Origin of the sequence: Streptomyces sp. NPDC057963 (assembly GCF_042887155.1) — a bacterium.
In the GTDB taxonomy this organism is placed as follows: domain Bacteria; phylum Actinomycetota; class Actinomycetes; order Streptomycetales; family Streptomycetaceae; genus Streptomyces.
Window position 1 is genome coordinate 20,587 of sequence record NZ_JBHVPX010000025.1, and the last position, 22,154, is coordinate 42,740.

The window sequence follows — 22,154 nt, forward strand, 5'->3', positions numbered from 1 at the left end:
ACCACCTTCCCGCGCGCGGCATTCAGTTGTGGAAGTACCAGAGTTCCGGCGTGTACAGGAAGCTGAGCAGCGAGCTGAACGACGACGGCGGCCCGGAGAGGCTGTCCTTCCACACGACAAGGGTGTGCGGAGTCGGGAAGTAGAGCACCGGCAGGTCCTTGCCGAGGTGGGTCGCCTCGGCCGACAGGGCCTTGGAATCCGCTCCGAACGTCGACGCGTCGATCAGCTTGTCCGCCTCGGCGTCGCGGTACCCGCCGAGGTTGAAGCTGCCTTCCGCGTTGAACACGGTGTTGCTGCTGGGGTATCCGGCCGCCAGGTACAGCGGTCCGTAGTCCTGTGCCGCCCATTTGTTCTTGTTGGCGGGCGCGAAGGAGTTGCCGTAGTTGGTGTACAGGTAGTTGAGCGACTTGCTCACGAGTGTGACCTTGAGGCCCAGCTTCTTGGCCTCCGACGCGAAGGCGGTGTCCCGGGCGCCGACGTACGCCGGGGTGTTCGCGGAGGCGAGGGAGAACTCGATCGTCTGCCCGTGCGGAATGCCCGCCCCGCACTCGCCGGCCCCGGTGCCCGGCCGCCGGCAGGTGGTGGCGCCGCCCGGCTCGACCTTCCAGCCGTGGCCGGCGAGCAGGTCCTCGGCGGCGGCCGGGTCGTACGGGTAGGGCGCCTTGTCACCGAACGCGGGCGGGTAGGGGGAGTCGCTGCCCGCGGTGGTGTAGTTGGGGGAGGCGGCACCGTTGTACACGCCCCGGCTTCTGATGTAGCCCTGCTGGTCGATCAGGTGTTGCAGGGCCTGGCGGACGTACGGCTGCGCGATCACCTTGTCGAAGTGGTGGGTGGTGTCCTCGAAGTTCAGGACCAGCGGGTCGAACCGGGCGGGCGCCGGGGCGCCGTAGACGTGGTAGCCCTTCTTCTTCAGTGCGCCGATCTGCATGATGAAGCTGGAGTCCAGCGTTCCGACGGTCAGGTTGCCGGCCTTGAACTGGTTGAGGACCGCCGGGGCGGAGGTGAACGACTTGAAGTCGACCCGGTCGAGCCGCGAGCCGCCCGGGCCGCTGTAGGACGTGTTGGGGACCAGGGAGAACGAGCCGGTCGTGGGGTCGAAGCTCTTGAGACGGTACGGGCCGTTGACCACCTGCCAGAGCGGGTTGCCGGCGAAGGTGGCCTGGGACTCCGACTGCTTGGTGAGATAGGTGTAGATGGCCTTGGCGTTCTTCGGCTGCGTGTAGTCCAGGTGCGGCCCCGAGGTGCGGGCGATGTTCCACTCCTTGGCGGGCATCACGTACAGCAGGGTCAGCATCGACATCAGGTAGGACGGGTTGTACGCGGTCGTGGACCTGAGGGTGAGCTCGTCCGGCGCGGTGGCCTTCGCGGTGATGCCGTCGGGAAACTGCCCCGGGGTGTAGAAGCTCCAGTTGGCCGGGCTCTCCTTGAGCGCCGCCTTCAGCAGGGCCAGCGAGAAGACGACGTCGTCGGCGGTGACCGGCCTGCCGTTGGACCATGAGTAGTGCTTCATCTTGATGCTCACGGTCTTGCGGTCGGTGCTGTAGCGGGGCGGCTCGGCCAGGCTCAGTGCGGCGTCCGCGATCTGGTCGCCCTCACCACTGGGGCGGTAGAGGGAGCGCCACAGGAGCCCCCGGGCGATGACGGTGCCGTTGGCGGACGCCGGCGGATACGGATAGATGTAGTTGGGGCTGAGCCCTGGAGTCAGCGCGACCGTGGCCGTGCCGCCGTCCTTGGGCTTCCCGGACTCCTTCGGCAGGGCCTTGTAACCGCCCTGCAGATCCTTGGCCAGGTCGCCGCCGCCGGTGCACGCCGTGGCCAGTACGGCGAGTACGGCGGCGAGCACCGCGAAGCGGCGTCCTCGCGCTGTGCCGGGCACGTGTGTCATGGATGGCTCCCTGCGAGGTGTGGTGGAAGAGGGGGAGGAGGTGACGGTTGTGGCGAGCGGCCTCAGCCGGCCCGGTGACCGACCGCGTCGCGGAGCGCGTCCGCCAGCAGGTTGAGCCCCAGCACCGTGACGATGACGCAGATGCCGACGGGATACACCAGCCACCAGTAGTCGGCGGAGATGAACGTCGCACCGTTGGCAAGCTGGCTGCCCCAGTCCGCGGTCGGGTATGTCAGGCCGAAGCCCAGGAAGCCCAGAGCGGCGACGACGAGGATCGCGTCGGCCACCTGGAAGGTGATGACGACGATGATCACGCTGAGCGCGTTCGGAATCAGGTGGGTGAGGATGAGCCGTGGGCGGGAGGCCCCCATCACCCGGGCCGCCAGCACGAACTCCCGTACCCGCAGGGTCAGGACCTCGCCGCGGACGAGCCGGGCGGAGACCAGCCAGGAGAACCCGCCGATGACCAGGCTCAGCGACACGGCGTTCGGGTGGAAGCGCACCGAGAGGATCAGGACGAAGAAGAGGAAGGGGATCGACAGCAGGATGTCGACCACCCGCATCAGGAACCCGTCGACGACCCCGCCGGCGAGTCCGGCGACGGCGCCGTAGACCGTACCGATCGTGGTGGCGAACAGCGCGGCGAGCAGCCCGATCTGCAAGGACACCCTGCCGCCCGCCATGAGGCGGCCGAGCACGTCGAACCCGTTGAGGTCCGTCCCGAGCGGATGCTCGGTGCTGGGCGGCAGAGCCGCGTTCACCAGATCCACGTCGGTCTGGTTGGTCTGGTAGAGCAGGGGGCCGAGGAAGCAGAACCCGACGACGAATACCAGAAGCAGCCCGCCGGTGAGGCCCAGCGGGTGGTGCCGCAGTGCGCGCAGCACCGGCTTCGGAGTGAACCGCTCGCGCACGTCGGCCGGTTCGGCCGGGTCGGCTGCTGACGGCGCCGTGGCGCCCGCCTCCAGGGCCCCCGCTGTGTCCGTGTGTCGTGAGGTCATTTGTTCAACTCGATTCGTCTGTCGGCGGCGGCGACCGCGATGTCGGCGACGAAGTTGCCGGCCACGGTGAGGGCGCCGCCGATCAGGGTGTAGGCGAGGAGCACCGGGTAGTCCTCGTGCTGCAGGCTGTTGAGGAACAGCAGGCCGAGGCCGGGGTAGTTGAAGAGCGACTCGACGATCAGGTTGCCTGCCAGGAGGCTGGGGACGAGCGTGCCGACCAGCGTGATCAGCGGCAGACAGGCGTTGCGCAGCAGGTGGCGCGTCAGGACGCTCCGCTCCGGGAGCCCTTTGGCCCGGGCGACCCGGATGTAGTCCTGGCCGAGCTGGTCGAGAGCCGACGAGCGCTGGTACTGGGAGAAGATCGCGACGCTGGTGATGGCGAGCGTGATGACGGGCAGGGCCATGGCGCGGGGATCGGTGAGGACCACCCACGAGGAGTGCGACTGGGACGCCTCGGCGGGGAAGAACGGCAGGGACTGGCTGAACACGGCGATCAGGATCAGGCCCAGCAGGAACGACGGAGTCGCGTAGAGCACATAGGAGGCCGCCGTGGTGACGCGGTCGACGAGACTGTTGCGGCGGACCGCCTGGAGGATGCCGAGCGGGACGGCGATCAGCAGCGCGAGGACCAGGCCGGCGAGCGACAGCATCGCGCTGCGGCCGGCGTTCTGCTGGAGTACCGCCCCCACGTTCTCGTTGAGCTTGTAGGACCTGCCCAGGTCACCGTGGGCGAGCTGACCCAGATAGCTGAGGTACTGCTCGACGAGCGGCCGGTCGAACCCGTGCTCCCGGTTGAAGTCGGCCACGGCCTGGGGGGATGCGCGCTGCCCCAGGACCACGCGGCCCGGGTCGTCCGAGACCACGTGCAGCATGAAGAACACCATCGCGGAGATGCCCAGCAGGACGACGAAGGAGATCGCCAGCCGTCGGACCACGTACCAGCTCATGCGTGACCAACTCCTCTCCGGGAGATCCGCGGGGTCCCTGATGTGCAGGGGAATGGTGAGTGACGGTTCATCGTGCGGAGAGCTCCTCGGGCTGTGCGGCCGGCGAGCGCAGGGGATGGTGGCAGGCGACCTTGTGCGTGCCGGTGAGGGTCGCGAGGACGGGCTCCGTGGCCGCGCACACCTCGGTCGCCAGTGGACATCGGGTGCGGAACCGGCAGCCGCTGGGCGGATCGATGGGACTGGGCAGCTCGCCGCGCACGCGCGTGCCCGACCGGGGGCGCGGCGCGGCGGGGTCCGCCTCGGGAACCGCCGCGAGCAGCCCCGCGGTGTACGGGTGCGCGGTGGACCCGTACACCTCCTCGGTGGTGCCGGTCTCCATCAACTTGCCCAGGTACATGACTCCGACGCGGTCGGCCAGGTACCGCACGACCGCAAGATCGTGGGAGATCACGACACTGCTCAGTTCGCGTTCACGTTGGACGCGGTGCATCAGATTGAGGACCTGGGAACGGATGGAGACGTCCAGCGCGCTGACCGGCTCGTCGGCGACCAGCACCTTCGGGTCCAGGGCCAGCGCGCGGGCCAGCCCCACCCGCTGGCGCTGTCCCCCGGAGAGTTCGTGGGGGTAGCGCTCCAGGACGCCCGGCGGAAGCCCCACGTCCCCGAGGAGCTCGCGGGCCCGGGCGGTCCGGGCGGCGCGCCTGCCGATGCCCTGGATCGCGAGGGGCTCGCGCAGGATCGCGCCGATGCGCATCCGGGGGTCGAGAGAGGAGTTCGAGTCCTGGAACATCATCTGCAACTGGGCCCGGCGCGGCGCGAGTTCGCGGGCACTCATGCCGGTCACCGACGCACCGTCGAAGATCACCTCGCCCGACGTGGGCCGGTTCAGGGCCACGAGCATGCGGCCCAGCGAGGACTTGCCGCACCCCGACTCCCCGACCAGGCCGAACGTCTCACCGGGCGCCACGTCGAAGCTCACTCCGGAGACCGCCTTGACCGTGCGGCGCCGCCCGAGGAGGCCCCGACCGCCCACCGGGTACTCAAGTCGGAGATCGACGATCCGCAGCCGCGGCGTCGTCTCGCGTGCGGCAGGGGCCCCGGGGGAGACGGCGGGCCGTGCGACGGCCGATGCCGAGCCGGTACGGACTGCTGCCGTGGCGACCGGGTGCCAGCACGCGTGGGTGTGCCCGTCCTCCTCCACCGAGAGCGGCGGCCGCTCCTCGTGGCAGCGGTCCGTCGCGGCCGCGCAGCGCGGCGCGAAGGGACAGCCCGCGGGGGAGGCGGCCAGATCCGGCGGTGTGCCGGGAATGCTGAAGAGCTGCTCGCGCCGGTCCTGGGTGAGCGAGGGGATCGAGGACAGCAGCGCATGGGTGTAGCGGTGCCGGGTATGGCTGAAAAGAGCTGGTGTCGGCCCGGTCTCGGCCACGCGCCCGGCGTACATCACGCCCACCCGGTCGGCGTGCCGGGCGATCACTCCCATGTCGTGGGTGATGAGGATCATCGACATGCCCAGCCGGGACCTGAGGTCGTCCAGGAGATCGAGGATCTCCGCCTGGATGGAGACGTCGAGCGCGGTGGTCGGCTCGTCCGCGATGACGACCCGCGGCTCGCACGCCAGGGCCATCGCGATCATCACGCGCTGCCGCATACCGCCCGAGAGCTGGTGCGGATGGTCGTCCAACCGCTCAAGGGGCTTCGGTATCCCGACCAGGTCGAGCATCTCCGCGGCACGTGCGCGCGCGGCCTGCTTCGACGCGCCCTGGTGCAACCGCACCGGTTCGGCGACCTGTTCGCCGATGCGGCGGGTGGGGTTCAAGGCCGTCATCGAATCCTGGAACACCATCGCGATGTCGTTCCCGCGGAGGGCCCGGTACCGGTCCGCGGGGAGTCCGACGAGCTCCGTACCGCCGAAGTCGATCGAGCCGCCGGTCACCCGGCCACCGTCCGGCAGCATGCCCATCACGGCCAGGCCGGTCATGGACTTGCCGGATCCGGTCTCCCCGACGATCCCCAGGGTCTCCCCGCGATCGAGCGCCAGACCGACGCCTGAGACCGGGTGGACGATCCGGTCGCCCCGGCGGATCTCGACCGACAGATCGCGGATCGTCAGCACCCGGCTGCCGTCCGCGGGCTCACGTGCGTTCTCAAAACCATCGCTCGCGCGCACGATATGGCTCTCCATCTCCTCGACCATCCGACGATTTTGAGACACGCACTTCAGGCGTCGTTCGTCGGGTTCACTAAACATTCAGGTGTGCGTCGTTCCGATCGGACGAAGGGAATCCCCTGCCGCGCACGGCGCTCAGCCGGCGGACGCGGGCCGGCCCAGTTCGTTCCGCAGCAGGCGCCGTACGTTCTCCCCCAGGACCGCGACGATGTCGCGCTCCGGCCACCCCCGCTGTTGCAGCGCATCGGTGACCAGCGGCAGCCCGGCCGGACCCGCAAGTCCGGGCAGATAGGCGTCGGCCGGCACTCCCTCGACGAAGGCCAACTCGCAGCACGGGGGAGTGGTGTCGGCGAGTACCTCCTTGATGAAGTCGGGACCCAGCCCGACGTGCTCGACGCCGGCCACCCCGGCAATGTGCTCGATGTGGTCGATCAGCCGGCCGATCGAGTAGTCGCTCTCGTGCAGGTACGGGGCGAAGAAGTTCACGCACACCACTCCGCCGCCCGCGGCGACGCCCCGGATCTGCTCGTCGTCAAGGTTGCGGTGGTGGTCGAAGAGCGCCCGTGCGCTGGAGTGCGTGGCGATCAACGGCCGTGAGGACAGCTCCAGGACGTGCTCGACCCCGGACGCGCCGAGATGACTGATGTCGTAGAGCATGCCGAGGCGCTCCATCTCGGCCAGCGCCGCGACCCCGGAGCGGGTCAGCCGGCCGCCCGTCGCGTCCTCGCCGCTGCCGTCGGCCAGGGAGGTGCGACCGAAGTGGGCCAGGGACGCGATCCTGACCCCCAGCCGGAACAGGGTCTCCAGCAGCTCCACGTCCTCGCCCACGCCGGGTGCGCTCTCCAGCGCCAGCACCAGGGCGATCCGGCCCTCAGCCAGCGTCCGGTCGATCTGGGCGCCGTCCGTGCACAGCGTCACGGCATCGGCGTTGCCGGCCGCGAGCCGGTGCGCCGCCTCGATCATGCGCAGCGTGCGGCGAAGCGCCCCCTCCGGCCGGTACGGATCTTCGACGAACACCGGCAGCGCCTGAAGGTTCACCCCGCCGGCGAGCAACTGCGGCAGCCAGCGCTCCCGGAAGAACTCCGCCCAGCGGTCCACCGGCCGGGCGACCACCGCACACAGCAGGTCGTTGTGCAGGTCTGCCACGATCGCGCGTCGGTGCACCTCGTTCATCGCTGTGCCCGCCGCTCGGCCCGGCCGGTGTGCAGATACAGCGCGTGTCCCCGCCCGTCGTCACCGAGGAAGGCGAGCGGCGCGTGGACCCCGCGCTCCGGCTCGACCGGGATCAAGGTGTCACCGCGCCTGCCGACCAGCTCCGTGCGGTACGGCGCCTCGTCCAGTTCGGCGACGGCCCCCCGGGGAGTGCGCTCCAGCCACAGCCGCCCCGCGGTGTCCCGGCTCACCGTGGTCTCGGCGGTGCTGGACGTGTACGTACCGACGTACCGGGACGTCTCCGCAACGGAAGCGCCCATGTCCGGCACCGGCGAGGCGGGCAGACCGATTCCGGCGAGTTCACCGAGGACCCGGCCCGCGATCTCCGTGTACACGCGCCGCGACAGGCCGCCGTTGGTGACGATCGCCACCGCGACATCCCGCTCCGGCACCAGGCGCAGGAACGCCGACTGACCGATGGTGTTCCCGTCGTGTCCGACGACCGTGCCGCCCGCCGACAGGTCGAAGAGCTCCCAGCCGAGCCCCCAGGCGACGCCCTGGTCGATGTCGGGCAGCGTGACCTGCGGCCGCTGCATGGCCCGGACGGTCTCCGGGCCGAGCACGCTCACCCCGTCGGGGCCCCGGCCCCCGGCGAGGTGCATCCGGGCGAAGGCCAGCAGATCGCGCGCACGCATCGCCAGCATCGATCCGGCCGGTGCGTTCGAGCGTGCCAGGGCCCACACCGGCGTCGGTTCGAGCGGCGCCCCCGGCACCGTCTCGATGTGACCCACTGCCGTGCGGTGGACGATCGCCTCGTAGGGGTCACTCGCGGTGTGACTCATACCCAGCGGAGTGAACAGGTGCCGCCGGGCGCAGACGTCGAACGGCTTCTCGCGCAGCACCTCGACGATCCGCCCGAGCACGCAGTACCCGGCGTTGTTGTACGAGAACATCGCGCCCGGCTCGAAGAGCTGCGGCACGTCCCGCAGGACGCCCAGGTACTTCTCCAGGCAGTCGTCACCCTTGCCGGTGTCGGTGAAGATGTCCCCCTCGAAACCCGCGACGTGACTCAGCAGATGCCGCGTGGTGATCCCTCGCGCCGCTTCCTCGTCGGCGATCCGGAACTCCGGCAGGACGGCCCGTACGGGAGCGTCCAGGTCCAGTCGCCCCTCGTCGGCCAACTGCATGATCAGCGTCGCGGTCATCACCTTGGTGATCGACCCGATCTGGAAGAGGGAGTCGGCCGTGGCGTCGACCCCTGTGGCCGTGCTCAGCACACCGGCCGCGGATTCGACCCATTCATCTCCGGCTTGGACCGCCACGGCTGCCCCGGGCACCTGGCTCTCGACGAGCAGATCCGGCAACCGGCGGCGCAACCAGGCACCGACTTCCTCCAGCTTGTTCAGCTGATCCGATCCGTCCAGCTTCTGCACGGCAACCCTCCCTGCTCGACTGCGCAGGAGCTTAGGACCTGCGGAAACCGCCCTCTTCGTCCGCTCCCACCACATGCGACCCGGGCATTGGTGCGACTGGCCGAACCGGGAGGCTCGCCGCTTCGGCGAGCTGGGGGCATGAGGCGTCTGCGTGGGCGAGGCGGGTGCCGCAGGTGGTGCAGCGGAAGAGCATCGCGGTGGCCCCCTCGCCGAGGTGGGCCAGGCAACCGCTCGGGTCGGTCTGCGTCGTGCCGGCCGCCCATGCGGGGGCCTTGCCGGAGCCGGTCGAGCGCCTCGGACTGGGCTGCCGGTTCGCTGTATCCGACCTCGCCGATGAAGGCGTCCGCGTCGTGGCAGTGGACGAGCCGGTGCGGATCCTGCCGGGCACGGAAGCCGGGAGTGCGGCGGGTGACCTGGTGCAGGGTCTCCTCGCCGACGTCTTCGAGTCCGTAGGAGTCGGTGAACTCGCCGCCGCAGCCGGGCCCACCTGTGCAGACGCGGGAGGGCTGTCCCGTAGTCCCTGGCGGGCGTGCGACGAGGGACTACGGGACAACCCTTTGCCGGCCCGGCACCGATGCTTCGAGCTGCACTCGGGTGCGTACGGCGGAATCGCCTATACGGTCCGGCTCTCCGACCGGCTCCCGAGGAAGCTGCGGGCGTTGAGCATCAGCCGCAATCGGCTGGCGTCCCAATTGGACCGGTTGGTGTCTTCACTTGCACGTTTGCGGATGGTGGACTCACACGCCGAGAGAATCGGGGTCAGGTAAGGATCCGTGGCTTCCTCCGCATACAGGATCCGCAACAGCCAGAAAGGGGCTTTCCCGACGTCCCAGCCGGTGTGACTCTCCCGCAGCTCGGGCGCGCAGCCCTTGCCAGTCGCCGAAAGCAGACACGCTCGGTCCGTTACGTCCGGCACTGATTGCAGGGAGGCCAAGCGCGACGCCGCCCGGCCGAGTGCGTCGGCCCCCCAGCCGGGCTGCTTCAGCCCGGTTGCCGCCCAGGCGACGACCGGCGCATACGCCGCATTGGGCGCTGTCCGTGGTTCGCCGACGGACGTCGGGGGCGCTCCGACCTGATCCAGGATCCGGCATGCCCGTCCCACTTGGAGCCAGCGGACACGTTCGTCGCTGACGACAAGGTGGCCGACGAGGGACTGGAGTGCTGTGGCGAGCCCCCGTGAAAGCCGCGGCACCGCATCGGGGACCATCTCGCCGAGGACATCCACCAGGCCACAGAGTGAGGCGACATCGAGGCGCTCCGCGAGCCGCGTGATGTCGAGGTCGAGCAGCGCATCGAGAAGCTGTTCGGCACCGGCCGCGTTGTCCAGGGCCGCCATCGTGCGCGCCAGTTCGACGGCGTCGGCCATATCGGTGATCGAAGCGAACGCCAATCTGTTGCTGATACGCGTGATGTTCACTTCTCGTGCCGCAGCCGAGCCCCATCCCGTGTCCCAGGCGGACATCATGCGCAACAGCGCCGTCACCGCCCGGGGGTTGCTGAAGCGGTGCAATCCCTGGATCCGGGCGTTGTACACCGGCTCGATCCAAGAGCGCCCGGACTCGCGTGTGACGCCGACCGTTACCAGATCGCGTGCAGCGGTCGACTGGGCGACCGGGTTCTGAATCTGCTGGATCTCGCCGCGGAACACGAAATTGGCGTGTTGGTCGGCCGATACGTCGGCCAGCAGCTCCTTTGCGAGCTGCGGACGCACTTCGTGGACGGCGCGCAGCATCGCCGGCGCACAGGTCGGATCGCCCAGGAGGGCACGACGCAACCGTGCCATCAGGACATCCGCGGCACGGCCTCCGATCGTGACGTGGCTGCTCCTCTGCCGCAACTCGTCGAGCGTACCGCCGGCAGTGGCCGGGTCGAGGGTTGTAAGGTGCCGGACTGCCTGGACGAACGCCTCCTCGTTACTCACCCTGAGCAAGCGGCGAGTCCACTGCTCCACGCCTCCGGTCGCATCGGCGATCGTCCGGCCGGCGGCCGGCACGTCGGCGTCGGTCAGGGTGCGCGCGACCTCGACGCACACCTCCAGGGCGGCTGTCGGGCTGGACGTGACGAGACCCTCGACAAAGGGCACCAGATCCCACTGCTGCAGGAAGAGGGCCGGGATGTCCGGGTGGAGCACCCGGCCCAGCCGGTGGAACACGGCGCGGGCATACGCGGTGGGGGCCGATGTCATCCCTGAGAGCAGTTGCCGGCTGTGGAGCCGGCTCTGTAGCTCGGAGATCGCCTCGGGGCCGAGTTCCGGCTCGTTCAGGAGCCGCAACGCGATCTCGGGGCCCCAGTGTTTGCGTCCCTGGCGCACGGCACCGACGACGACGGACAGTGCATCGCCCAGCACCTCGTGCCGATAGCTCGCCTGCGCGTCCCACACACCCTTGATGACGTGGTAGCGGACCGAGGTGCGTGGGTCGTAGTTGAGCAACTCGATGACTCGATCGGCACCGAGCGCCTCGGCCATGTGCTTCGAGAAGCTGCTGCCGCCTTCCTCGAAGAGGTCTTCGATCGACCGGGCGGCGGAGAGGAGTTGTCCGATGCCTTTGGCGTCCTTTGCTTCGCGGGCCTGCCGGGCGAGCACGCGGACCAACTGGCCGGAGGCGCCGTCGTTGAGGATCCTGAACGCTGTGTACATGTTCGCTCTGGCCACGGCATTGAGCAGTGCGGCGGTGTCGGTGGCGCCCGCCTGACGCGTCAGGAGATCTCGCACGCGCTCAGGGAATTCCTTCCATTCCTTGAGCAACCATGTGCCGAACTGAGGGATGGGAGAGCGGATCCCCTGAATCCCCAGCGCGAGCTCTGACGCGGTGGTGGATCGAAACGCTTGATTCAGAGCGGTCTTGTACGCCGGAAAGGTGATTTCCCAGTCGCGGTCGACGAGGCTGAGTCTCAGGTTCATGGCCTCGAACAGCACGCCCATGCCGTCCGTGGGGTCCGGCTTGCGTTCGAGCAGCTGCTGTACGGGATCTTCCTGGTCCACGGGAAAGAAGGGCGCGTCGTGCCACGTCTTCCGGGCCGCTCGGCGATACAGCTGATCCACTCTCCGCACCAGCCGGTAGTCCTCCACACGGACGGCCAAGCCGGCCAGTACGTCGAGGGCTCGCTCGGCCACCAGGCCGGCGGCGTCGTCGCGGTTCAGCCGGTCCAGCGCGAAGAGCATCGCGAATCGCTCGTCCGGGCGTCCCTCGGCACGGGCGAACACCTCGTCGACCTTGTCGATGAGCCAGACCGCGAGTTCGTCGATGACATCACTCGGCAGCAGGTACTCGATCTGCTGGCAGGTGCGCATAAGGGTCAGAAGCTGGTCAGGGGGCAGCTGCTCTCCCCTACGACAGGCCCTGCTGACCATCTGCGTGACAACGTCCTTCGCGGCACGGTCGGGCATGAGATCGCTGAGTGCGGCCATGCGCGCGACACTGAGGAGAGGAGCGGTAGCTGCCCATTCCTTCAGCGATCCGTCCTTGTCTGCCGCCTCCAACAAGGAGCCGCAGACGCTTTGGCGAAACAGCCGGACGCCGAGCAACCGGTCGACGGCCAGCGGTTCGCCGTCCCGCAACAAACGGTTCAGATCGGGCCCGAGCTGCCTGGTGACCATGGCATTGACGGTTTTCCAGCGCGGTTCCGCCTGCTTCGCGGGCCCGTCCCCAGCCGCTTGCAGATCGAGCAGCGCGACACAGTCGTTCGCACTGGTGATCCGCACAGTGCCCGGAGCTCGCCCGAGCCCGACGCCGAAGACGCGACGATCCTCGTCGTTGATCGCCTGGAGCCGCTCCTCCGCGACCTCCCCGGACGCCAGACTGACCGCCGCGGTGAAGACCAGCGCCGCGCGCTCTTCTTCCCACAACTCCCGAAAGCGGGCCGGTCGACCGGAGGCGGTGTCGCCGGCCATCAGTCTGGTGAGCGTGCGAAGGTCGACCTGGGCACCAGAGTTCAGAGCGGCGAGCGCCGGGTCGGTATCGAGTGTGCTGTCGGCTATGGCGAGATCCTCCACGAACCGCCTTCGCGCTTCGAGGCCGACAACCGCCGCAGCCACGTATGTGTTGTCGGTGTCCCAGTCGACGGACGAGTTCTCGGCGTATTCCAGCATCCCCAGTACCTCGATGCGGAGTTGTTCCGCCACGAAGCGAAGTACTTCGGAGGCATTGCCGTCACCGGTCGGCTGCAGATCCTCGAAAACGAGCAGCCGTCGGCCGGCGTGATTCGTGGGGTGGTCCGCCGCGGCCACGGCATGGGTGGCGATCTGCAGTGCGACGTGACGGTCGGGAAGCTCGCGGGTGGGTCCGGTGATGACTTGGACGAGCCACGGCCGTTTGCGATGAGCCAGGACGGCGGCGAGCTGTCGCAGGATGGCGCTCCTGCCGCTGTGCCTGGTGCCGCCGAGCATCGCGACCGACCCGGGACTGCTCTTGTCGAGGAAGTACCTCTCCAGCTGACTCACCTGGCTGACCCTGCGGTCCGGGACGGGTTGGTCTTCGGGTACCCGGCTCCAATCGACGAAGTGCCATCCCAGCAGGCCGAGTTCCTGCTTGTGTGCGTTGCGCTTCTTCTGCGACCATTTTTCGCCCCACACCATCGACGCGGCGCGGTCCAGCGTTCGTGGCTCGCGGATGTCCTGGGGCGGCGAGCCGTCGGCGGGGACGAGCTGCCAGCCCGTTGCTGTGGGAACGAGCAGGTTTCTGCGCACAGTTCGAGCTGCGTCGATGCGCGGGGCGAGTTGCGACGGGGAGAGGGGCTGAAACTCCGCACCGTCGAAGCTGCCGGCGCTGAGAAACGGCGGAGCACCCAGCCCGAAAACCTCGTCGAGCAGCCACAGCGCCAGCGGCAGGTCGACGGCTGCTGCCGAGAGGGCCACCGTGGGCGGCCAGCGGACGTAGGGGCGGAAGGGCCAGGACGCTGCCGCCGGAGCCTTGCTCGGGAAGGCGGACAGGACGGTGTCGACCGCGGCTTCGGCTGCCGACCGTTCCGTTTCCCCCAGGGCCGAACGTCGGCGCGGGTCGCCTTGGTCGTCGGCTGCCAGGACGACGTGCTCACCGCTGGGGCCGCTGACCAGTACGTCTGCCGGGGAGGGGCTCGGCAGGGCCCCCGCCGGCTCCGTCCCGGCGACCAGATCGGCCAGTGTGATCAGGTCCAGGATCACGTCGTCGGACAGGGCGCCGGTCTCCATCGCCGACTCGGCCAGCTCCATCAGCACCGCGGCACCGTCAAGTGCTCCGCACCAGAGCAGGACCTGCTGCAGCTCGGCGCTGGGCACGGTTGAGCCCTTGAGCAGCGGCCGGATGACGGTGGCGTGGAAGTGAGCCAGGTGCTGCCAGGCAGCCTCTCCCGCTCGTCCGGGGTCGGACAGTATGGCCCTGGCGAGCACGAGGCCCGTCGTCAGCCCGTCCCGTTCGGTTACCCCGGATGCAGGGCCGTCGATGTTGTCAGCCATGGCCCGCTACCAGCTTCATGGACAGCAGTCCGCACGTCCGAGCCACGAGCAACCGATTCCTTCCGTGCAGAGCGACATCGACCGCAGCCTCGTCGAGCGGAAGCCGCGCGGGGACCGTGGGGCAGGAAAGATCGTGGATCTCAAGCCAGCCGGAGCGGCCGGTCGATCCGCCGACGACTACCGTCGAATCGTCGAGCGCGGCGGCCCGTGTCTCGGAACGGCGGGTTTTCGTGAGCGCCGTGCTCTGCCGACCCGGGCCGCGCAGGTGGAGATCGCCGGAGGCATCGCGGATCAGAGCCTGGTCGCCGGCTTCGGACACCGCGAGGGCCAGAGGCCGGTTCGGGACGGGGAACGGCGACACGGACCCGCCGCGTACCCCGCCCAGCCGCAGAGAACGGATGTGGCCAGATGCAGGCAACAACCACACGACAGGTGCGGAGACCGGTCCCGCCGCCCGGACGGAGAGCAGTTCCGAGTCCATGGTGGCCAGCTTGCGTACGGGGTCCCCGGTGCCCAGCCTGCCGACCCACACGGCCGGTCCCGACGTGACGACCACATGGCCGCCAGGGTGCAGTGACAGGAGCAAGGGAACCGGTCGGGTCCGGTTGCCGCCCTCACCATGGGGTGGAACGAATTCCGGCAGCGCTGTCGGCGGCGCGTCCTCATGACACGGCACCAGCCAGATCTCGCGTTGCCAGGTCGACACGAGTGCGAGGGCTCTGCCCTGGACCACCGCCACCGTCACATCGCGTGGGGTTCCCGGCACAGAGACCGCCGCGCGCAGGCTGGTGCCGTCCGACGGAGCCCAGAAGGAGAGCGAATCGTCGTCCTGGACAGTGACGATCGCAGCGTGCGGGCCCGCAGGCGTGGACGTCATGTGTGTGACCCGGGTCGAACGAGCGTGGTCCGGCTGTACCCAGTCGATGTCCGCAGACGGCTCCCGGTGATTTCCGACGCCCGCACGGCGCGACGTCCGGAACGCGGTCACGAGGGGCATGACCGAGAAGCGTTCCGCTCCGATGCGCAACATCAGGGCGCGGTCGACGTCGGAAACGTTGCGAGGCACGAGGGACCACATGCGGGATCGGAGGGTGCGATCCCCTGCGGCACGGAGCTGCTGCAGCGCCCGGGACACCACGGCCGGCGGAGCATCCAGCAGAAACGCGGGATCGTCGAGCAGGCTGCTGGGCAGCAGGCCCAGCGCGGCCGCACGCGACACAAGCATCAGGACGCCTGCGTCGACCGCCCGCCAGTCCGTCGTGCGCCAGTCGGCGACCTGGGGCAGGCGCCGCAGGAAGTCCTCGGGCTTCGGGTAGCCGCCGCCCGCCGGATGGCCGAAGCGGGCGCGCCAACGAGCCGACCCGTCCGCGGCGGGGCGGCGTTCGACGAGCGAGCGCATCAGAGCTGCGGCGGTGGCGACGTCCTCGACGCCGACGCGTGGCGCGCCAGGAACCGAAGCCGCAGCGGCCCACTCCGTCGCGGGCAGGGCGACAGTGTCCGCGTATCCGCACAGCGCCGAGAGCGCCGATACGATGCCCCGAGCCTTCTCGCCCAGTACGGCGCCGACGCGCTCCCGGCACACCCGGTGCGCGGTCGCGTCCAGTGCCTTGGTGGCCTGGTCGAGGTAGTTGCCGACCGAACTCTCCCCGGCCGAGGCGCGCGGCAGGGCGCTCACGGTGACGGCTACCGTCCACTCCGCCGCCGTTCGTGCGGCGAGTGCATCCACGGTTCGGCGGATCTGTGGTTCTCCGGCGCCCGGAACGGCGAGCCGGACCTGGCGGCGGAGATACTCCCGTGCGTCGTCGGCGCACTCGTCCACGAGATCATCGAGGTCGAGGACCCGGGAGGAGTCCCCGACGGAGATCCCCGACGAGGAGGGCAGGCCGACGACGAGACGAACTCCCGGTACCGACCGGAGGGTTCCGAAGAACTGTGACCACGCCTCCGGCTCAGTGGTCTCGTCCAGGTCGTCCAGGACGAGGGCCAGGGGCTTGGGTGCCGACCGCAGAACGTCGACGAGTTCCCGTGCGCTGTTCGAACCGGTGAGCTCCCGGAGCAGCATGGCGGTCACCCGGGGCGGATCTCCCCTGCCTGCGGCCACAGTCACCGGCAGCGCCGGCCAGGCGAGTGTGACCTCGCTGGGTATCGATCGACGCCCGTCCTCGTGAGTTGTCAGGACGAGGTGCCCGAGTAGTGCGCTTCTTCCCGCCCCTGAGCTCCCGGTGACGACGATGGGCTTGCCGCCCTCACCCATCAGGTGCTCGCGCAGTTCGCGGAGCAGGGCGGTACGGCCCGCGAAGAAGAAGCCGGGCAGGTCTGCGGCCGCGACTCCCCGTGCACTGGCCGCCCAGTCGGCCGGAAGCGGCAAGCCCTTCGGCGCCGAAGGACTCTGATGACGCGGATTGGGCAGCGCCCGGCACCGCCGGGCGGGGTGACCGTCGGCGAGCCACACGGATTGATCGGGTCCGAGTGCCCGGTCAATCTCGCGCGCGATGGCGCCGGGATCGATGTGGGGCTTGGTCCAGGACGGTTGTGCGGCTCGGCCGACGGCCTTGGCGAAGGCGACCGCGAACGATCCCTGCCTGGCTTTCTCCAGGCGGCGGCTTGCGCCGATCCCCCAGAACCCCTTCGTCGAGGTCCGGGTGTTCACCTTCCGTGCCTGGAGCAGGGCCGCGTCCAGGCCGGGCTCGGCCGAACAGGCGTCGAGGATGAGAACGATCTCTTGAAGGTTCGTCCAGGCCTCCATCTCGAGCGGCTTGATCATACGGTCGGGATCGAACGCATCCCCGTCCGGCAACAGCAGGCTGAAGCCGCTGCCTTCGAGCATGCCGTGTCCGGTGCAGTAGATGACAAGGGTCTCGGCGTCGCCAGGGACGGCACATTCGCGCAGGTCCCGCGCGAGTGCGTCGTGCCTGCGCTCCTCGGAGGTGAACGGAAGGTGTTCTTCGAGCCCGAGCGAGGCGAGAGACTGCCGCATGGTTCTGAGCTCCATCGGCACGCTGTCGAGATCGCCGAGACCCCGCCTCGCACAGACGCCGTCGTCGTGCTTGCCGACCCCAGAGAGGCAGAAGATGCCTCGTGGTCTCATGCCAGTGCCATCTCGATGGCCCGGGAGGCGCGGACATTGGCCAGGTAGACCAGCGCCGAGTGGGCCGACCTGCGTGGGTTGTCGCAGGGCAGGTCGCGGACCTTGGACGAGTACAACGGGCCCAGCTTCTTCACCGTGGCCACCGCGTCGTGCCCCGCGGCGATGTTCGTCCACGAACGGACCTGACCCGGCCAGCCCAGAGGCCCGTGGCGTTGGTCCAGGCGCCGCCGGACGGGCTCCAACCCGAGGGGCGATCCCAGGGTGATCAGTGCGGGCGGGTTTTCCGGCCTGTTCTCCCGCAGCCACTCGTAGGCGATCACGCTGCCCAGCGAGTGACCGATGACCACACGCGGCGACTGCTCCATCGCCGTCGACATCTCAAGATGAACGAGCTTGCGGAAATCCGGGCTCGTCAAGTAACGGTTGACCTGTTTCACGAACGCGATCGCCCGGCTGTCCCGTCCGTCGAGCAGATTGCTGCGCTGAATCCCCGCCAAGGCGCGCTGCACTGCCCCGGGCAAGTAGAGCTTCGTTTCCTGACTGCTGTCGCCCGCCTCCTCGTCGAGCGCGGAACCGATGGCGATCAGCAGTTCCTCCTCAAGGCCGGGTGCAAGGTCGATGGCAGCGTATTCGGGCTCGCCGCCGGCCTTGCCGTCGTTGTACTCATGGCCGTAGAAGGCGCACTCGACGGACAGCGCCTCGGCGTGCCGGCTTCGAATGTTCGCCAGGCCATCCGCTATCGCTGCGTGCCAGCTCTCCTGCATCGTTGCGCGCTGTGAGCGATGCATGTTGATGCCGTGGACAGCGACGATGTCGACCATCTTCTCCCCGTCCGCCAAATCCTCGCCGAAACAGGCGACTTGATAGGGACTTCAGCATGACACAGCTGGAGTGGTCGAGCCGGTGGGATGTCGTGTCCACCCGGTGGCGGAAGGGGCATCGGACCTCAATGGGTCGGTGTCCTGTGTGAGGTTCACTTGGTGGGCCGGTCATGGGGCGGGGTACGGGGAGTCGGATCGTTCCGGACGGCTTGTGGGAGATCGCCAGGCCGTGGACGCCCGCCGGTCTGCACGTCCTCGGACGGGAAGGGCGTCCCCGGACCGGACAGGGCGTCCTCAGACGGGATAGGCGTGGGTCTGCGCCGCCTTCACCGTTGCCCAGACCTCCGCACCCGGGTGCAGATCGAGTTCGGCGGCGGCGACCGTGGTGAGGTCGGCGGCGAGGGGGACATCGCCGGTGAGGGCGGCGCGGATCTGGTCGCCGTGGGTCTCCAGACCGGCGACCTCGCAGCGCCAGAGGTTGCGGGCGCTGGAGCCCGTGGGCCGACTGCGGTAGAGGGTGACAGCACTCGGGGGGAACGCTACGAAGACCGGTCCGGACAGGACCTCCGTGGTGGTGATGGCGGGGCCGGCGTCGAGGCGGACCGTGTGGCCCTCGGCGCGGCCCCGGTAGAGATTGAGGCCGACGAGCTGCGCGATGTAGTCCGTACGGGGGTGACGGGCGATGTCGGACGGGCTGCCCTCCTGGACGACCTCGCCGTGCTCGACGACGACCAGGCGGTCGGCGAGGACCATGGCGTCGAGCGGGTCGTGCGTGACGAGTACGGCGACTGCTTCGAACTCGGCCAGGTGGCGCCGGAGTTGGGTGCGGACCTCCAGGCGGGTACGGGCGTCGAGGGCGGCGAGGGGCTCGTCGAGGAGGAGCAGGCGCGGGCGGGTGGCGAGGGCGCGGGCGAGAGCGACGCGCTGCGCCTGGCCGCCGGAGAGGCGGCGGGGCTTGGCGCCGGTGTGGTCCCCGAGGCCCAGGCGGTCGAGCCACTTGGCGGCCTGCGCACGTGCCTCCGCCTTGGTCGCCCCCTGGCAGCGCGGCCCGAACGCCACGTTGTCCAGGGCGGTCAGGTGGGGGAAGAGCAGGTAGTCCTGGAAGACGACGCCGACCGGGCGGGATTCCGGCGGCGTACGCTCCAGCGTCGCGCCGTCCAGGCGCAGGTGGCCGCCGGTGAGCGGTGTCAGGCCGGCGAGCGCGCGCAGGGCCGTGGTCTTGCCGGCGCCGTTTGGGCCGAGCAGGGCGACCACCTCACCGGGCGCGACGGCGAGCGCCACGTCGAGGCGGAAGGCGCCGCGGTCCACCACGAGGCGGGCGTCGAGCCCGTCCGGGGCGGTGCCGGTGCGGTCGTCGGGGGTCTCGGTCATCCGGCGGTCATCCATCGGTCGCGCAGCCCGGCCAGCACCGCGATGGACACGGCCAGTAGCACCAGGCTGAGGGCGATCGCCGCCTCCGGGTCGCTCTGCAGGGCGAGGTAGACGGCGAGGGGCATGGTCTGGGTACGGCCGGGAAAGTTGCCGGCGAAGGTGATGGTCGCGCCGAACTCGCCGAGCGCGCGGGCCCACGCCAGGACGGCGCCGGCCGCGATGCCCGGAGCGATCAGCGGGAGCGTGACCCGGCGGAACGCGGTGAAGCGGGACGCGCCCAGGGTGGTCGCCGCCTCCTCGTAGCGCGGGTCGGCTGCCCTCAGGGTGCCCTCGACGCTGATGACGAGGAACGGCATCGCCACGAACGCCTCGGCGACCACGACCCCCGCCGTGGTGAACGGCAATGTGAGGCCGAACCACGAGTCCAGCCACTTCCCGACGATGCCGTTGCGGCCGAGTGCCGTCAGCAGCGCCACGCCGCCCACGACCGGCGGCAGGACGAGCGGGAGCGTGACGAGAGCGCGGACGAGGCCGCGTCCGGGGAACTCGACCCGGGCCAGCAGCCAGGCCAGCGGCACCCCGACGACCAGGCTCACCGCGGTCGCCGCCGTGGCGCAGACCAGGGACAACTGGAGCGCCTGCCACACCTCGGCGCTGGTCAGCTGCTCGGGCATGCTGCGCCACGGGGCCCGTACGAGCAGTGCGATCAGCGGCACGGTCAGGAACGCCACACCGATCAGCGCGGGCACCAGCAGAGGCAGCGGTACGCGGCCGCCGCCCGCCCGGACACGCCGGCGCCGCGGCCCACCTGGGCGGGTCCCGGTCGCGGCGCCGGGCCTGGCGGTCGAGGTCACGGCTTCAGGAACCCGGCCCCGGTCAGGACCTTCTGGCCCTCGGCGGACTGCACCAGCGCGATGAACGCCTTGGAGGCATCGGCGTTGGGGGCGTCCTTGAGCAGGGTGATCGGGTAGTCGTTGACGGCGTCGGCCGACTCGGGGAACTCCACACCCTCCACCTTGTCACCGGCCGCCCTCACGTCGGTCTTGTACACGACCGCCGCGTCGGCCTCCTTCAGCTCGACCTTGGTCAGGGCGCTCTTGACGTCCTGCTCGTACGACACCGGGGTGAGCTTGAGACTGCTGGCGTCGAGGGCCTTCTGGGCGGCGGCGCCGCACGGCACCTCCTTGGCGCAGAGCACGACCTTCAGGCGCGACCCGGTGAGGTCCTTGAGGGAGGAGATCTTGTCGGGGTTGCCCGGCAGGGTGGCGATCTCCAACTGGTTGCGGACGAAGGTGGCGGGCGTGCCGGAGGCGTCGCCCGCGTCGGTGACGATCTTCATCGTCTTGGGGCTGGCCGCGGCGAACACGTCGGCGGGCGCGCCGCCGGTGATGCTCGCGGCGAGGGAGTCGCTGCCGCCGAAGCTGAACGTCACCTTGGTGCCCGGGTGTTGCTTCTCGAACTCCTTGCCCAGGGTCGTGAAGCTCTCCTTGAGGGACGCGGCGGCGAAGACGGTCACTGTGCCGGACAGCTTCGGCGACGAGGAGGACGAGGAGGACGAGGCGTCGGACTTCGCGGGGGAATCCGAGTCGGAGGAAGAGCAGGCGCTCAGGGCCAGCAGCGCGGCGGTGCCTGCACCGGCCACTTGCAGGGTCCGGCGGGTCCGGCGCGCGGTACGGGTCATCACGGGTCCACTCCCTCTGGTCCTGACGGACACATCTACGGTCTGTCGACGACCACGTTGGTCGACTTGATCACGGCAACCGCCGGAACACCGGGCTCCAGCTTCAGTTCCTCAGCCGACTCGCGGCTGACCATCGCCACCACCCGGAACGGCCCGGCCTGGATCTCCACCTGCGCCGACACGTCTCCGAGGATCACATCGGTGACGATGCCGGAGAAGCGGTTGCGGGCCGAGGAACCGGTGGAATCCCGCTCCGTACGGTGCAACTGCCGTGCGTAGGCCGCGAGGACCGGCCCGGGGATGATCCGGCGGCCCATCTCGTCGCGTTCGGCGGTGAGTTTCCCGCCGTCGACCAGACGCCTCACGGTGTCGGAACTGACGCCGAGCAAGGCGGCCGCGTCCCCGATCCGGTAGGTGTGCATGCGCAGATCATACTGCCGCAGATGCAAGCGGAAAGTCTTCTGTGGCTTTGCATGAGCAGGATCACTGATCTGTCGGGATTGCATGTGCGTTTGTACAGGATGGCTATCCGGGTACGGACATCCGGGAGGTGGTGGTCCGTGACTCAGTCCCTCGCAGCGGCGGACACGGTGGCGGGACTCGCCCTCACCGGCGATCTGATCCGTCCGGCCCGCCTGACGGTGCCCGACCTGCTCGCCTGGCCGCAGTGCGAGGCCGACGTCAGCTTCGAGTGCGCCACCAGCGGCATCCAGCACCACCGCTTCACCGGACCGCTCCTGCACGACGTCCTGTCGGCGGCCGGTCCCGTCTTCGACCCCGCACGCCGCAAGGACCGCCTGCGATTCCTGATCGCGGTGTCCGGTGCGGACGGCCACCACGCCCTGCTGTCCTGGGCGGAGATCGACCCCGACTTCGGCCACGCGCCGGTACTGCTCGCCGCCACGATCGACGGCACGCTCCTCGACCGCGCCGGCGCCCAACTCGTGCTGCCCCAGGACCGTTGCGGGGCCCGGCACGTCAGCGGCATCAACGCGATTCGCGTGGACGGCGGTTACACCTCGTGGGCGTGACACCGGTCCATACCCGTTCGGCAACGGCGAAGGGCGGCCTGCGAGCCGGGCGGAACCGGCGGGCGTCCTGATCGTCCAGCACACAGACGAGACACCGACCCCGGTTCCAGAACACGGTCCCAGTGGGCCGGGTCGGGAATTCCGTTCGC

Annotated in this window: 15 protein-coding genes; 1 reads left to right on the forward strand and 14 read right to left on the reverse strand. The window is 69.6% G+C overall.

What is annotated here, in order from left to right; all coding sequences use genetic code 11:
• Positions 1–22: 22 nt before the first annotated feature.
• From ACFVT1_RS34735 to ACFVT1_RS34800, 14 genes are all read right to left on the reverse strand, one after another.
• Positions 23–1,885, reverse strand: coding sequence for an ABC transporter substrate-binding protein (locus ACFVT1_RS34735; RefSeq protein ID WP_389803020.1), 1,863 nt, complete (start codon positions 1,883–1,885; stop codon positions 23–25).
• A gap of 62 nt (positions 1,886–1,947) precedes the next feature.
• Positions 1,948–2,883, reverse strand: coding sequence for an ABC transporter permease (locus ACFVT1_RS34740; protein WP_389803023.1), 936 nt, complete (start codon positions 2,881–2,883; stop codon positions 1,948–1,950).
• A complete protein-coding gene (locus tag ACFVT1_RS34745) occupies positions 2,880–3,830 on the reverse strand; it encodes an ABC transporter permease (RefSeq protein ID WP_389803026.1) in 951 nt (316 codons plus the stop codon). Before ACFVT1_RS34745 ends, ACFVT1_RS34740 begins: the two co-directional genes overlap by 4 nt.
• Positions 3,831–3,897: 67 nt before the next feature.
• Entirely contained in the window at positions 3,898–6,024 is a 2,127-nt protein-coding gene (locus ACFVT1_RS34750; protein ID WP_389803028.1) for a dipeptide ABC transporter ATP-binding protein, read from the reverse strand.
• Between the two features lie 108 nt (positions 6,025–6,132).
• Positions 6,133–7,170, reverse strand: coding sequence for a dipeptidase (locus tag ACFVT1_RS34755; RefSeq protein ID WP_389803030.1), 1,038 nt, complete (start codon positions 7,168–7,170; stop codon positions 6,133–6,135).
• A complete protein-coding gene (locus ACFVT1_RS34760) occupies positions 7,167–8,582 on the reverse strand; it encodes a serine hydrolase domain-containing protein (RefSeq protein WP_389803032.1) in 1,416 nt (471 codons plus the stop codon). The genes ACFVT1_RS34755 and ACFVT1_RS34760 overlap by 4 nt, the downstream gene beginning before the upstream one ends.
• Complete coding sequence (locus ACFVT1_RS34765; RefSeq protein WP_389803130.1) at positions 8,552–9,004, reverse strand: CbrC family protein; 453 nt, start codon at positions 9,002–9,004, stop codon at positions 8,552–8,554. Before ACFVT1_RS34765 ends, ACFVT1_RS34760 begins: the two co-directional genes overlap by 31 nt.
• Before the next feature lie 191 nt (positions 9,005–9,195).
• A complete protein-coding gene (locus ACFVT1_RS34770) occupies positions 9,196–14,013 on the reverse strand; it encodes a hypothetical protein (RefSeq protein ID WP_389803035.1) in 4,818 nt (1,605 codons plus the stop codon).
• The gene (locus tag ACFVT1_RS34775; protein WP_389803037.1) at positions 14,006–16,990 is read right to left on the reverse strand and encodes a hypothetical protein; all 2,985 of its coding nucleotides are present in this window, start codon (positions 16,988–16,990) and stop codon (positions 14,006–14,008) included. Before ACFVT1_RS34775 ends, ACFVT1_RS34770 begins: the two co-directional genes overlap by 8 nt.
• A 107-nt stretch (positions 16,991–17,097) precedes the next feature.
• Positions 17,098–17,922, reverse strand: coding sequence for a hypothetical protein (locus ACFVT1_RS34780; RefSeq protein ID WP_389803040.1), 825 nt, complete (start codon positions 17,920–17,922; stop codon positions 17,098–17,100).
• Positions 17,923–18,216: 294 nt separating this feature from the next.
• Positions 18,217–19,293: an ABC transporter ATP-binding protein gene (locus tag ACFVT1_RS34785; protein WP_389803043.1), complete on the reverse strand. Its 1,077-nt coding sequence runs from the start codon at positions 19,291–19,293 to the stop codon at positions 18,217–18,219.
• Positions 19,290–20,147 (reverse strand): molybdate ABC transporter permease subunit, encoded by an 858-nt coding sequence (gene modB, locus ACFVT1_RS34790; RefSeq protein ID WP_389803045.1) that lies wholly within the window; start codon positions 20,145–20,147, stop codon positions 19,290–19,292. The genes ACFVT1_RS34785 and modB overlap by 4 nt, the downstream gene beginning before the upstream one ends.
• Complete coding sequence (gene modA / locus ACFVT1_RS34795; RefSeq protein ID WP_389803048.1) at positions 20,144–20,974, reverse strand: molybdate ABC transporter substrate-binding protein; 831 nt, start codon at positions 20,972–20,974, stop codon at positions 20,144–20,146. The genes modB and modA overlap by 4 nt, the downstream gene beginning before the upstream one ends.
• A 35-nt stretch (positions 20,975–21,009) precedes the next feature.
• The gene (locus ACFVT1_RS34800) at positions 21,010–21,396 is read right to left on the reverse strand and encodes a molybdopterin-binding protein (protein ID WP_389803051.1); all 387 of its coding nucleotides are present in this window, start codon (positions 21,394–21,396) and stop codon (positions 21,010–21,012) included.
• A gap of 138 nt (positions 21,397–21,534) precedes the next feature.
• Between ACFVT1_RS34800 and ACFVT1_RS34805 the strand changes: the two genes are divergently transcribed.
• On the forward strand, positions 21,535–22,005 hold the full coding sequence (locus ACFVT1_RS34805) for a molybdopterin-dependent oxidoreductase (RefSeq protein ID WP_389803054.1): 471 nt from the start codon (positions 21,535–21,537) through the stop codon (positions 22,003–22,005).
• Positions 22,006–22,154: the final 149 nt, after the last annotated feature.

What these genes read in the sequence shown, in the direction of transcription:
- ACFVT1_RS34735 (WP_389803020.1), bottom strand. Translation starts at nt 1,885, where the DNA reads ATGACACACGTGCCCGGCACAGCGCGAGGACGCCGCTTCGCGGTGCTC.
- ACFVT1_RS34740 (WP_389803023.1), bottom strand. Translation starts at nt 2,883, where the DNA reads ATGACCTCACGACACACGGACACAGCGGGGGCCCTGGAGGCGGGCGCC.
- ACFVT1_RS34745 (WP_389803026.1), bottom strand. Translation starts at nt 3,830, where the DNA reads ATGAGCTGGTACGTGGTCCGACGGCTGGCGATCTCCTTCGTCGTCCTG.
- ACFVT1_RS34750 (WP_389803028.1), bottom strand. Translation starts at nt 6,024, where the DNA reads ATGGTCGAGGAGATGGAGAGCCATATCGTGCGCGCGAGCGATGGTTTT.
- ACFVT1_RS34755 (WP_389803030.1), bottom strand. Translation starts at nt 7,170, where the DNA reads ATGAACGAGGTGCACCGACGCGCGATCGTGGCAGACCTGCACAACGAC.
- ACFVT1_RS34770 (WP_389803035.1), bottom strand. Translation starts at nt 14,013, where the DNA reads ATGGCTGACAACATCGACGGCCCTGCATCCGGGGTAACCGAACGGGAC.
- ACFVT1_RS34775 (WP_389803037.1), bottom strand. Translation starts at nt 16,990, where the DNA reads ATGCGGCAGTCTCTCGCCTCGCTCGGGCTCGAAGAACACCTTCCGTTC.
- ACFVT1_RS34780 (WP_389803040.1), bottom strand. Translation starts at nt 17,922, where the DNA reads ATGGTCGACATCGTCGCTGTCCACGGCATCAACATGCATCGCTCACAG.
- ACFVT1_RS34785 (WP_389803043.1), bottom strand. Translation starts at nt 19,293, where the DNA reads ATGACCGAGACCCCCGACGACCGCACCGGCACCGCCCCGGACGGGCTC.
- modA (WP_389803048.1), bottom strand. Translation starts at nt 20,974, where the DNA reads ATGACCCGTACCGCGCGCCGGACCCGCCGGACCCTGCAAGTGGCCGGT.
- ACFVT1_RS34800 (WP_389803051.1), bottom strand. Translation starts at nt 21,396, where the DNA reads ATGCACACCTACCGGATCGGGGACGCGGCCGCCTTGCTCGGCGTCAGT.